10 protein-coding genes are annotated in these 11,687 nt (G+C 64.3%); 6 read left to right on the forward strand and 4 right to left on the reverse strand.

Annotation, left to right across the window (positions count from 1 at the left end; all coding sequences use genetic code 11):
* The first annotated feature begins 34 nt into the window (after positions 1 to 34).
* Genes P6U27_RS36145 through P6U27_RS36165 form a run of 5 tightly spaced genes read left to right on the forward strand, consistent with a single transcriptional unit; the run spans position 35 to position 5,260 of the window.
* Positions 35 to 910, forward strand: coding sequence for a branched-chain amino acid ABC transporter permease (locus P6U27_RS36145; RefSeq protein ID WP_122406111.1), 876 nt, complete (start codon positions 35 to 37; stop codon positions 908 to 910).
* Positions 907 to 1,905, forward strand: a complete 999-nt coding sequence (locus tag P6U27_RS36150; protein ID WP_122406112.1) for a branched-chain amino acid ABC transporter permease — start codon at positions 907 to 909, stop codon at positions 1,903 to 1,905. Before P6U27_RS36145 ends, P6U27_RS36150 begins: the two co-directional genes overlap by 4 nt.
* Entirely contained in the window at positions 1,902 to 2,645 is a 744-nt protein-coding gene (locus P6U27_RS36155; protein ID WP_122406113.1) for an ABC transporter ATP-binding protein, read from the forward strand. The genes P6U27_RS36150 and P6U27_RS36155 overlap by 4 nt, the downstream gene beginning before the upstream one ends.
* Positions 2,646 to 2,654: 9 nt before the next feature.
* Entirely contained in the window at positions 2,655 to 3,392 is a 738-nt protein-coding gene (locus tag P6U27_RS36160) for an ABC transporter ATP-binding protein (protein ID WP_122406114.1), read from the forward strand.
* A complete protein-coding gene (locus tag P6U27_RS36165; protein ID WP_407120617.1) occupies positions 3,389 to 5,260 on the forward strand; it encodes a bifunctional sugar phosphate isomerase/epimerase/4-hydroxyphenylpyruvate dioxygenase family protein in 1,872 nt (623 codons plus the stop codon). Before P6U27_RS36160 ends, P6U27_RS36165 begins: the two co-directional genes overlap by 4 nt.
* Positions 5,261 to 5,907: 647 nt before the next feature.
* Here the strand turns inward: P6U27_RS36165 and P6U27_RS36170 are convergent.
* Both P6U27_RS36170 and P6U27_RS36175 read right to left on the reverse strand, forming a co-directional pair.
* Positions 5,908 to 7,071, reverse strand: coding sequence for an IS110 family transposase (locus P6U27_RS36170; RefSeq protein ID WP_122406986.1), 1,164 nt, complete (start codon positions 7,069 to 7,071; stop codon positions 5,908 to 5,910).
* Between the two features lie 197 nt (positions 7,072 to 7,268).
* Entirely contained in the window at positions 7,269 to 8,441 is a 1,173-nt protein-coding gene (locus tag P6U27_RS36175) for an ABC transporter substrate-binding protein (protein ID WP_122406116.1), read from the reverse strand.
* A gap of 320 nt (positions 8,442 to 8,761) precedes the next feature.
* On the opposite strand from P6U27_RS36175, the gene P6U27_RS36180 reads away from it, so the two are divergent.
* On the forward strand, positions 8,762 to 10,024 hold the full coding sequence (locus P6U27_RS36180; RefSeq protein ID WP_122406117.1) for an NAD(P)/FAD-dependent oxidoreductase: 1,263 nt from the start codon (positions 8,762 to 8,764) through the stop codon (positions 10,022 to 10,024).
* Positions 10,025 to 10,087: 63 nt separating this feature from the next.
* Here the strand turns inward: P6U27_RS36180 and P6U27_RS36185 are convergent, their stop codons facing one another.
* Both P6U27_RS36185 and P6U27_RS36190 read right to left on the reverse strand, forming a co-directional pair.
* Positions 10,088 to 11,299 (reverse strand): ABC transporter substrate-binding protein, encoded by a 1,212-nt coding sequence (locus P6U27_RS36185; protein WP_407194533.1) that lies wholly within the window; start codon positions 11,297 to 11,299, stop codon positions 10,088 to 10,090.
* A gap of 58 nt (positions 11,300 to 11,357) precedes the next feature.
* Positions 11,358 to 11,681, reverse strand: a complete 324-nt coding sequence (locus tag P6U27_RS36190) for a 2Fe-2S iron-sulfur cluster-binding protein (protein ID WP_122406118.1) — start codon at positions 11,679 to 11,681, stop codon at positions 11,358 to 11,360.
* Between the last annotated feature and the right edge of the window lie 6 nt (positions 11,682 to 11,687).

Genomic DNA, 11,687 nt, shown 5'->3' on the forward strand with positions numbered 1-11,687 from the left:
GAAGAGCGGAGCGAGGGAGTGGAGAGAGGGGAAAATGTCCAACCTATTCGATCTACTGGTCGCAGGGTTAGCCACCGGCGCGATCTATGCGCTGGTCGCGGTCGGGTTCACGCTGCTGTGGCAGACCTCGCAGACCATCAATTTCGCGCAAGGCGAGTTCGTGATGCTGCCGGCGTTCCTGATGCTGGCCGCGATGCATGTCGGCGCGCCGTTCTGGCTCGCGATCATCCTCGGCATCCTCCTGTCGATGATCCTGCTCGGCCTCGCCTTCAAGCTGCTGCTGGTCGATCCGATGATGCGCCACGGCGTGCTGCCGCTGGCGATTGCGACCATGGCGCTCGCGATCGGGATCAAGGAAGCGGTGAAGCAGTTCTTCAGCGCCGAGGCTTCGCCGTTTCCCTCGATCGTGCCGACCGGCGACATCTCCATCCTCGGTCACGCCGTCTCGCTGCAGAGCCTCGGCGTGCTCGTTGTCGCCATTCTCGCCGTCCTGGGCCTGACCACCTTGCTGAACCGCACCTCGCTCGGGCATCAGATGCAAGCGGCGGCACAGAACCCGACGGTGGCGCGCATCATCGGCGTGCCGGTCGAGCGCATGATCCTGTTGACCTTCCTGATCAACGCCTTCCTGGTGGCGCTGGCCTCGCTGCTGATCACACCGATCTACCTTGCAAAGTTCTCGTCCGGTGAGGTGCTGGGCCAGGCGGCCTTCATTGCGGCGATCGTCGGCGGCTTCAACCAGGTACGCGGCGCGATCGCCGGCGGCCTTCTGATCGGCGTGCTCGACAATCTCGCGGCGACCTATGTCTCGACGCAGTACCGTGCCGCCGTGCCGATGATCTTCCTGATCGCCGTGATCCTGTTCCGGCCGCAGGGCTTGCTCGGCCGCGCCGAGGAGCGCACGGTATGAGCGGCTTCGCCAAACCGTTGAAGATCGCGCTCGGCCTTGCCGTCATCGCCGCGTTGATCATCGTCCCCATGAACTTCAACCGCTACGGCCTGTTCATCCTGAGCCAGTGGGCGGTGATGAGCATCGCCGCGATGGGCCTCAACCTCACGCTGGGCTATGCCGGCCAGGTCTCGCTGGCCCAGGGAGCGTTCGTCGGCATCGGCGCCTATGCCGCCGCGATCATGACGACGCATGGCTGGCCGCTGCCGGCCGCGATCCTGGTTGCGATTGCCTTGAGCTTCGCGATCGGCTGGGTGCTCGGCTATCCCGCGCTGCGCGTGCAGCACCACTATCTCGCCTTCGTCACACTGGCCTTCTCTACCCTCGCTTTCCTGGTGTTCCGCAACGAGAGCTGGCTCACCGGCGGCATCTACGGCATCTCCAACATTCCGCGTCCGCACATCCTCGGGCTCGCGACCAACAAGCCGCTGCCGTTCTATTATGTCTGCCTCGGCTCGCTCGCGATCGTGTCGCTCGCGGTTTGGTGGCTGATCCGCTCGCCGTGGGGGCGCGCCTTCATGGCGCTGCGCGAAAATCCGCTGCGCGCACAATCGCTCGGTGTCGACACGCGCCGCTATACGCTGATGGCGTTCGCGATCGGCTCGGCGCTCGGCGGCGTCGCCGGCGCGCTCTACGCGCCGCTGACGCAATATATCGACCCCGTTCCCTTCAACCTGTCGCTCTCGCTTGATCTGTTGATGATGGTGATCGTCGGGGGCGCGGGCTTCTATTTCGGTCCGTTCCTGGGGGCGATGATCGCGGTGCTGCTGCCGGAATGGCTGCGCTTCACGGAAGGTTATTACCTGATGCTCTACGCGGTGGCCGTGATGCTGCTGCTGATCTGGTCCCCGACCGGCATTCTGGGAATCCTCGACCGCTATCTCGCCGAACGCCGCACCAAGGCGGCGTCGGCGCTGCGCGCCGTCGCAAAATCCCGCCTGGAGACGGTGCAATGAGTGCGGTCCTCGAAGTCACCGACGTCAAGAAGAGCTTTGGCGGCATCCACGCAGTCAACGGCGTCTCGTTCGATGTCCGCGAGGGCGAGATCCTCGGCCTGATCGGTCCGAACGGCTGCGGCAAGTCCACGCTGTTCAATTGCATCCTCGGCCAGCTCACGCCATCGGGCGGCGAGGTGAAGCTCGATGGCAAGCTGGTCACGGGATTGCGTCCCTCCGAGCTCAACAAGCTCGGGGTCAGCCGCACCTTCCAGCTGTTGCAGGTGTTCCCAAAGCTCTCGGTGCGCGAGAACCTGATCCTCGCCGGACAGGAGCACCAGGGCAACATGGCCTCGCGCCTGGTCGGCCGCTCCGACGCCGGACTGACTGACGCCGCCAACCAGATGATCGGCTTCTTCAAGCTCGACCATCTCGCCGACGAGCCTGCCGGCGGCCTCTCCTATGGCCAGCAGAAGCTGCTCGACGCCGCCATGGCCTTCATGGGCGGGCCTCGCCTGGTGCTGCTCGACGAGCCCGCCGGCGGCGTCAACCCATCGATGCTGGCTGACCTGAAGGAGCGTCTGGTCGCGATCAACCGCGAGAAGAATGCCACCTTCGTCGTGATCGAGCACAACATGGAGTTCGTGATGTCGCTGTGCTCGCGCGTGATGGTGATGGCGGAAGGCAAGGTGCTGGCGATGGGCCGGCCCGAGGAGGTTCGCAGGAACCCCGCCGTGATCGAAGCCTATCTCGGACATTAGGAGCGAGTGATGAGCGACCCGATCCTCTCGGTCCGCAATCTCGTCGGCGGCTACGGCAAGATGACGATCTTGAACGGCACCACCTTCGCCGTTCCTCCAGCCACGATCACAACGATCATCGGCCCGAACGGCGCCGGCAAATCGACCGTATTCAAAGCAATCTTCGGCCTCCTGAAGCTGCGCGAAGGCAAGATCAGCTTTGCAGGCCGCGACGTCACCAATCTGAGCCAGCGCGCCCTGCTCAATGCCGGCATCTGCTACGTGCCGCAGGGCCGCAACATCTTTCCCGAGCTGTCGGTGCGCCACAATATCGAGCTCGGCGGCGTCGCTGCCGAGAAGGGGCTGGATCTGCCCCAGCGGATCGAGAAGGCGCTCGACCTGTTTCCCGCGCTGCGCCGCAAGTCGGCACAGCAGGCCTCCACGCTGTCAGGCGGCGAGCAGAAGCAGCTCGAGATCGCGCGCTCGCTGCTGCTCGAGCCAAAGCTCGTGCTGATCGACGAGCCTTCGATCGGCCTGTCGCCGCTGATGGTGCAGCAGACTTTTGGCATCCTCAAGAGCTTGCGCGACCGCGGCGTCACCATCCTGATGATCGAGCAGAACGCGCGTTCAGCGCTGGAGATCTCCGACATCGGCATCGTGCTCGAACTCGGCCAGACCCGCATGGCCGACAAGGCGGAGCGCATCCTGAACGATCCCCGCATCGGGCAACTCTTTCTCGGGGGTGCCATGGAGGACAATGCAGCATGAACAAACGCTCGATCGCCACCGTCTCCCTCTCAGGCAGCCTCGACGAGAAGCTCCGCGCCATTGCGGCCGCAGGTTTCGACACGGTCGAGATCTTCGAGAACGATCTGCTGTCCTTCGGCGCGGGTCCGCGCGACATCGCAAAGCTCTGCCGCGACCTCAACCTCGAGATCTGCGCCTTCCAGCCGTTTCGCGACTTCGAAGGCATGCCGGAGCCACAGCGTGCGCGCAACTTCGCCCGTGCCGAGCGCAAGTTCGACCTGATGCAGGAGCTCGGCACCGACCTGCTGCTGATCTGTTCCAATGTCTCCCCCAGCTCGCTCGGCGGCATCGACCGCGCCGCGGAAGATTTTCGCGAGCTCGGCGAGCGTGCGGCCAAGCGGGGTTTGCGCGTCGGCTACGAAGCGCTGGCCTGGGGGCGCCACGTCAACGACTATCGCGATGCCTGGGAGATCGTGCGGCGCGCCGATCATCCCGCGATCGGCATCATCCTCGACAGCTTTCATGCGCTGGCCCCTGGCTTTCCGACCCGTGCGATGGCCTCGATTCCCGGTGACAAGATCTTTCTGGTGCAGCTTGCCGACGCACCGAAGCTCGAGCTTGACATCCTGTCGTGGAGCCGACACTTCCGCTCCTTCCCCGGCCAGGGTGACCTGCCGGTCGGCGAGTTCATGGCCGCGATCGCGGCGACCGGCTATGCCGGGCCACTGTCGCTGGAAATCTTCAACGACCAGTTCCGCGCCGGGTCGGCGGCACAGACCGCGGTCGACGGTCTGCGCTCGCTGATCCTGCTGGAGGACCAGCTCGCACCGGATTGGCCGAAGCTTGGCCGCGAGCCGCTGGCACCGAAGGCGAAGAGCCGCGGCACCGGCTTCGTCGAGTTCGCCCTCAACGAGACCAAGGCCGGCGAGCTTGCCCGCCTGTTTTCGCAGCTCGGCTTCCGCAAGACCGGCCAGCATCGCAGCAAAGCGGTAGAGCGCTGGTCGCAGGGCAAGGTCGAGCTCGTCATCAATTGCGAGACCGACGGTTTTGCGCATTCTCACTACGTCACGCACGGTCCCGGCGTCTGCGCCATCGCGCTCGACGTCGACAATGCCGGCCGCGCCATGCAGCGCGCCGAAGCACTGAAGGCGCGCACCTTCTACCAGCCGGTCGGACCAGGCGAGCTGGAGATTCCCGCGATCCATGGCGTCGGCGGCAGCCTGCTCTACTTCCTCGATCAGGCCGGCAAGAACTGGGACACCGATTTCGAGCCTGTGACGAGCGATGCCAGTGGTGACGCACTGCTGGCGGTCGATCACATCGCGCAATCGATGCCTTACGATGAGATGCTGTCCTGGCGGCTGTTCTACACCGGAATCCTCGACCTGAAACGCCTGCCGCAGATGGAGCTCGCCGACCCCAGGGGGCTCGTACAGAGCCAGGCCATCATCAACGCCGACCAGAGCCTGCGCTTCGTGCTCAACGGCTCCTCCGCCAACCGCACGCTGCCGGCGCGCTTCATCTCCGAGTTCTTCGGCTCGGGCGTGCAGCACGTCGCCTTCTCGTGCCAAGACATTTTTGCCACCGTCGCCGCGATGCGCCAACGCGGCGCGGACTTCCTGGATATTCCTGACAACTACTACGACGATATCGAAGCCAAATACGACCTCGCGCCCGAACTGATGGCGCAGCTGCGCGCCAACCACATCCTCTACGACCGCGAGGGCGACGGCGAGTTCTTCCAGGTCTACACCCACATTTTCGACGAGCGGTTCTTCTTCGAGATCGTCGAGCGCAGGAATTATCAGGGTTTTGGCGCAGCCAACGCCGGCATCAGGCTCGCAGCGCAGGCGCGCGAGGTGCGGCCCGCCAGCATGCCGCGGGTATGATGACCCTCTGCCCTTGCAGGCTCTTCCCTCTCCCCGCTTGCGGGGAGAGGCCGGAATTCGAGCGCAGCTTGAATTCCGGGTGAGGGGGAGCTTCGGCGAGACGGATATCCGCTGGAACGACGGTCTCTCAGCACGTCATTGCGAGCGCAGCGAAGCAATCCAGAATCCCTCCGCGGAAAGACTCTGGATTGCTCACATGGGGATTTGGTGTGTCAAGGCGGTTTGTTCAGCTCTTTGTTCGATTGCAGGCCAGCTCTTCGTCCCGACCGTGGAGCACGTAGGATGGCGCGCGCAGATCGAGTCAAGGTCGGCCCGTAGGGCCGTCGCGAAGCGACTTGGCCTTGACTCGAGCGAGCACGCCATCAGGCTTTGGCAGTCGGGGCAGCGGGCGGATAACTCCTTTTCGTCAGGCGATCCAAGGGTCGAGCCGGTTGTTGCAATCTGGTTTGCTTGCCAGATCAAACTCACATTCGGTCGCCGCGCGGCGGCGGCTGCACCAACATTCCGCTTGCGGCGGGCAGGCTCGAGAGGACGAGACCATTCTTCGTTACGGCGTTTGAAGCCATGCAATCCATCGGTTCGTCCACCCGGATCGGCCGAGGCTGATCAATCTCGGCGGATTGGCTTTGAGGCTGAGGAGCGTGGTGTCAGGCGGCCTTTATCTCGGCTCCCTCGATCACCACGCCCGCGGTCACGTACTTCCAGAGGGCCACGAGCAGCTTGCGCGCGAGCGCCACGATCGCGCGCTTGCGGCCGCGTTGGCTGTGCACCTTGAACCACTGGGTCAAAGCCGATTGAGGCTGGTGGCGTACCCAGAGCCAGGCGAGCTGGATCATCGTGGTTCTCAGGCGCGGATTGCCAGCCTTCGACACGCCTTGCTCGCGCTCGATGCCGCCACTGCGCCATGGCGTGGCTGCAAGGCCGGCATAGGATGCAATCTGGCGGCGGTTGGCGAACTGCCGGTAAAAGGCCTCCGACCAGAGAACGGCCGTGAAGTTCGGGCCCAGGCTCTTCAGTTCGAGCAGCATTGCCACCGGGTTCGATACGGTCTTCTCCCCCGCCGCCTTGCTCGCGGCCAGCAACGCATCCTGCTCGCGCTCCACCGCCGTGATCTGGTCGAGCAGCAGTTCGAGCCGGTCGAGTTCGCGGCTGATCTGCGCCTTCAGATGCGCCAGCAAGGCGCGCCCGTCGCCCGTCCGCAAGGCCTCCAGCCGCTTCCGCCGGTCTCGCCGCAGCGGCGCGTAGTCGAAGATCCCTTGCGCGAACAGAAGACCCTTGATCCGGTTCACATGCTCGATCCGCTCCGCGATCAAGGTCTCTCGCTCGCGGCACAGCCTACGGCGGTCCTCCTCTGCCGGAGAGGGCGCAACGACCATGGCGCAGACCCGTACCTCGCCGCGCTTGTAGGCCAGCAGCGTCCGCAACAGCGTCTCGCCATCCAGCCGGTCCGTCTTGGCCCGCCGGCGCCGGCGCGGCGTCGCAATCGAGGCCGGATCGACTACGTGGCTCTCGATGCCTTCCTGCTGCAGGGCGCGGTGAAGCCAGAACCCGTCCAGCCCCGCCTCCTGGATCGTGATGAGCGGATAGCTCTCACCCGTTCGCGCCTGCGCCTTGCGCTTCAGCTCCGCAAACAGCTTCAACAGTTCCGAAAGCTCGCCGGCCTTCATGCTGCGTTTGGACATCTTCTCGCCCTTGCAGGGCGACAGCGAAGTGACCAGCCATGTCGAACGGCTCAGTTCCAATGACACAAAAATTGCGCCAAACTGCGTGCGGATAGCGGCCAGTCCGTCGGAAGGATGATCGAGCAACATCGTCGTCTCCAGGTTGAATGGATTCAGCAACCCTCAGTCTGGCCTCAGACCTGGTCGCTATCCACTCCCCATGGAATCTTCGCTGCGCTCGCAATGACCATGTTGAACTGTCGAGGACTCCGACCGACTCGGTCCCCGCGGAGACTCCGCTCACCCCAGCCCTCTCCCCGCAAGCGGAGAGAGGAAGAAGCGTCAGCTCACTTCATCTTGCACTTGTCGTGGAAGCGATCCTGGTCGTTCTCCACGATGGTGGCGACGGTCTTCAGCGCGAGCTGGCCCTCGGAATCCTTGACCACGTCCTGCAGATAGAAATTCTGGATCGGGATGTGGTTGTTGCCGTATTTGAATGAGCCGCGCACCGACTTGAAGTTCACCTTCTCCATCTCGGCCCTCATCTCGTCCTTCTTTGAGGTGTCGCCCTTCACGGCAACGACGGCGCTGTTGATCAGGTTCGCAGCGTCATAGGACTGCGCGCCGTAGAAGGTCGGACGCAGTCCGGTGTACTTCTTGCGGTAGTCGGCGACGAAGCGCTTGTTCTGCTCGTTGGGGAGGTCGTTGACCCATTGCTGCGCGCCGGGCACCCCGAGTGCGTTCTCCTTCTGGAGCGGCAGCGAGAGCTCGTCGATGGTGAAGGCGGTGTAGAGTGGCATCGTGCTCTTCAGCCCGGCCTGCGCATATTGATTGAGGAATTGCACGCCGGCGGCACCGGGGTAGAATACGAAGATCGACTCGGCTCCGGAGGCGCGCGCCTTGGAGAGCTCGGCGGAGAAATCGAGCTGGCTCGGCCACACCGTGTATTCCTCACCCACGACCTGACCTTTGAAGGTGCTCTTGACGCCGGCCAGCATGTCCTTGCCGGCGGCGTAGTTCGGGCCGATCAGGAACACCGACTTGACGCCCTTCTGGTTCATATAAGTGCCGACCGCCTGCGGGGTCTGGTCGTTCTGCCAGGAGGTCGAGAACACGTAAGGCGAGCACAGCTCGCCCGCGAGCTGCGACGGACCGGCATTGGCCGAGATCAGGAAGGTCTTCGAATCGACCGCGGTCTTGAGCGAGGCCAACAACACGTTCGACCAGATATAGCCGACGATGAAGTCGACCTTGTCGGACTGCACCAGCTTCTCGGTTTTCTGCTTGCCGACGTCGGGCTTCTGCCCGTCATCCTCGTAGATCACCTCGACCGGCTTGCCGTCCATCTTGCGGCCGAGATGGTCGAGCGCGAGCTCGAAGGAGTTGCGCATGTCGTTGCCGATCACGGCGGTCGGGCCGCTGAAGGTCGAGACGAAACCGATCTTGATAGTGTCGCCGGCGAACGCCTGATTTGCCAGCACCAGCGCCGCTGCGCCCGCCAGCCAAAATGCCCTTCTCATAACCACTCCCCTCCTTATTATCGGTCCCGGAAACGGGGTGATCGCCGCCCCGGGCCTGTCTCTATTGAACGCAAAATCCATCGAGCCGCCAACGGCTCAGCGGCGGCTCCTGCACCATATTTCGCCCTAATCTGCGATGGCAAGAAATATAATTCTACTCACTTCGGCCAAGGCCGCCCAAGGCCGGCCCGGAGGCTGCGGCGCTTTTTCGCGCCAGATCGATACATCAGGCCTATGCGACGATTGATGACGACTATTGGACCACGACGCCCGATCCGCACTTAAATGCAGGTGAGCAGCAGCGAGATTCGAGGTGCATCATGGCCGCCACTCCCCACCGCGTTGTCATCGTCGGCGCCGGCTTCGGCGGGCTGGAGACGACCTACCGCCTTGCGGGCGCACCGGTCGAGATCACGCTGATCGACCGCCGCAATCATCATCTGTTCCAGCCGCTGCTCTACCAGGTCGCGACCGCATCGCTCGCGACCAGCGAGATCGCCTGGCCGATCCGCCATCTCATGCGCGACCGGCGCGAGGTGACGACGCTGTTCGCGACGGTGAGCGGCGTCGATGCCGAGCGGCGCCGCGTTCTGATCGACGATGGCAGCGAGGTACCCTATGACACGCTGGTGCTCGCCACCGGCGCGCGGCACGCCTATTTCGGCCATGACGAGTGGGAGGTATGGGCGCCTGGCCTGAAGACGCTGGAGGATGCGACCACGCTGCGCCGGCACATCCTGGTGGCATTCGAGCGCGCCGAGCGCGAGACCGATCCGAAGCGGCGCGCGGCGCGGCTGACCTTCGTCATCGTCGGCGCCGGCCCGACCGGGGTCGAGCTCGCCGGCACCATCGCCGAAATGGCGCACCACACTTTGCCTGCCGATTTCCGCAACATCGACACGACGAAGGCACGCGTCGTTCTGATCGAAGCCGGCCCGCGTGTGCTCGCCGGCTTTCCCGACGACCTCTCGGCTTACGCGCAGGCCTCGCTGGAAAAGATCGGCGTCGAGGTCGTGCTCGGCCAGGCCGTCACCGAGATCAATCGTGAAGGCGTCGTGTTCGGCGGCAAGCTGCTCGAGGCAAAGACACGGATCTGGGCCGCCGGCGTGCGCGCCTCGCCCGCGGCCGAATGGCTGGGCGCAGACAGCGATCGCGCCGGGCGCGTGCTGGTGGAGCCCGACCTCAGCATTCCCGGCCATCCCGAGATCTTTGCGATCGGCGATACCGTCACCATCAACGCCTGGGACGGCAAGCCGGTGCCGGGTATCGCGCCGGCGGCCAAGCAGCAGGGCCGTCATGTCGCCGAGACCATCAAGGCGCGGCTGCGCGGCACATCGGCGGGCCCGTTCCGCTACAAGCACGCCGGCAGCCTCGCGCAGATCGGCAAGCGGCTCGCGGTGATCGACTTCGGCAAGATCAAATTGCGCGGCACCATCGCGTGGTGGATCTGGGGCATCGCCCACATCTACTTCCTGATCGGCCTCCGCCACCGCCTCAGCGTCGCCCTCAGCTGGCTGTGGATCTACGCGCGCGATCAGCGCGCGGCGCGGCTGATCACGCAGGGATCTAGCAAGGTGGTGTAGGGACGTTTCTCCTACCCTTCCCAGGAGGGGGAGGATGAAGGAAGATCGCGCTCCTGGCTACATTCACTTCACCAGCTCGCACCCGCCCTCCGCCAGCGGACGGAACGCCTGGTCCGCCGGAATGGTCGAGACCAGCTTGTAATAATCGTACGGATATTTCGACTCTTCCGGCTTCTTCACCTCGAACAGGTACATCGGATGCACGACGCGGCCGTCCTGGCGGATCGTGGTGTCGCCGAACAGCTTGTCCTTGCCTTTGAACTTCTTCATCTCGGGCACGACATTCTTGGCGTTGTCGCTGCCGGTGGCGGCGACGGCATTGAGATAAGCGAGCGTGGAGGCGTAGACGCCGGCCTGATTGCCGCTCGGCATCTTGCCGTTCATGCCGGCGCGGGCTGCGAAGCGTTTCGCAAACGCGCGCGTGTCGTCGTTCATGTCCCAGTAGAAGGCTTCCATCAGCTGGAGGCCTTGCGCGACCTTGATGCCCATGCCGTGGATGTCGTTGATGAAGAGCAGGAAGGCCACGAGCTTCTGCCCGCTCTGCTGGAGCCCGAACTCGGCGGCCTGCTTCACCGCGTTGATGGTGTCGCCGCCGGCATTGGCCAATCCGATCACCTGCGCCTTCGAGCTCTGCGCCTGCAACAGGAAGGACGCGAAGTCGGAGGTGCCGAGCGGATGTTTTGACGAGCCGAGCACCTTGCCGCCGTGTCCTTCGATGTATTTCTGCGCCTCCGCCTCGATACCCTTGCCGAGGGCGTAGTCGACCGTGAGGAAATACCACTCCTTGCCGCCTCGCGACATCATGGCGGCCGCCGTGGTGTTGCCGGTCGCCCAGGCATCGTTGACCCATTGGATGGTGTTCGGCGAACAGGCCTTGCCGGTGAGATCCGAGCTCGCCGTCGAGGACGCCAGGAACGTCATGCGGCGGTCGCGCAACAGCGCGTTGATGGAGAGCCCGACGGCCGAGTTCGGCACGTCGACGATGGCATCGACGCCCTCGATGTCGAGCCATTTGCGCGCGATGGCATTGCCGACATCGGCCTTGTTCTGGTGGTCGGCATAGACGATCTCGACCTTGATGCCCTTAGCCCCGCCGTTGAAATCCTCCGCCGCCATGCGCGCGGCCTCGACCGAGCCCATGCCGTTGGTGTCCTGGAAGATGCCGGAGATATCGTTGAGCACGCCGATGCGCACCACGTTGTCCGAGATCTCGGCATTCGCCGCGCCGGTCGCCAGGCTCGCAGCCAGCGCGAGAGTCAACTTCAGATGCTTCATCATTCCCTCCCCTGTTTGATGTATTGTCGCGCCGGTCGTTGCCGGCACGTTCCGAGATTCAGACCTGCCGCTCCGGCATCCTCAGCACCAGTCCGTCGAGCTCGGGCGTGATGTCGATCTGGCAGGACAGCCGGCTGTTCGGCAGCCGCTCGGCGGCGGTGCCGTCGAGCAGCGCATCCTCATCGTCAGCCATTGCAGGCAGGCGCACGAGCCAGGCCTCGTCGACATAGACGTGGCAGGTCGCACACATGGCGTTGCCGCCGCATTCGGCCAGGATGCCGTCGAGGCCGTGACGGGTCGCGGCCTGCATGGCGCTCTCGCCGCCTACGGTCTCGATGCGGATGGACTTGCCGTCGGGATGGATGAAGGTGATGGCGGGCATCAAAGC

The sequence above is a fragment of the Bradyrhizobium sp. STM 3566 genome, assembly GCF_045571445.1.
Classification (GTDB): domain Bacteria; phylum Pseudomonadota; class Alphaproteobacteria; order Rhizobiales; family Xanthobacteraceae; genus Bradyrhizobium; species Bradyrhizobium vignae.

What these genes read in the sequence shown, in the direction of transcription:
- P6U27_RS36145 (WP_122406111.1), top strand. Translation starts at nt 35, where the DNA reads ATGTCCAACCTATTCGATCTACTGGTCGCAGGGTTAGCCACCGGCGCG.
- P6U27_RS36150 (WP_122406112.1), top strand. Translation starts at nt 907, where the DNA reads ATGAGCGGCTTCGCCAAACCGTTGAAGATCGCGCTCGGCCTTGCCGTC.
- P6U27_RS36155 (WP_122406113.1), top strand. Translation starts at nt 1,902, where the DNA reads ATGAGTGCGGTCCTCGAAGTCACCGACGTCAAGAAGAGCTTTGGCGGC.
- P6U27_RS36160 (WP_122406114.1), top strand. Translation starts at nt 2,655, where the DNA reads ATGAGCGACCCGATCCTCTCGGTCCGCAATCTCGTCGGCGGCTACGGC.
- P6U27_RS36165 (WP_407120617.1), top strand. Translation starts at nt 3,389, where the DNA reads ATGAACAAACGCTCGATCGCCACCGTCTCCCTCTCAGGCAGCCTCGAC.
- P6U27_RS36170 (WP_122406986.1), bottom strand. Translation starts at nt 7,071, where the DNA reads ATGTTGCTCGATCATCCTTCCGACGGACTGGCCGCTATCCGCACGCAG.
- P6U27_RS36175 (WP_122406116.1), bottom strand. Translation starts at nt 8,441, where the DNA reads ATGAGAAGGGCATTTTGGCTGGCGGGCGCAGCGGCGCTGGTGCTGGCA.
- P6U27_RS36180 (WP_122406117.1), top strand. Translation starts at nt 8,762, where the DNA reads ATGGCCGCCACTCCCCACCGCGTTGTCATCGTCGGCGCCGGCTTCGGC.
- P6U27_RS36185 (WP_407194533.1), bottom strand. Translation starts at nt 11,299, where the DNA reads ATGAAGCATCTGAAGTTGACTCTCGCGCTGGCTGCGAGCCTGGCGACC.
- P6U27_RS36190 (WP_122406118.1), bottom strand. Translation starts at nt 11,681, where the DNA reads ATGCCCGCCATCACCTTCATCCATCCCGACGGCAAGTCCATCCGCATC.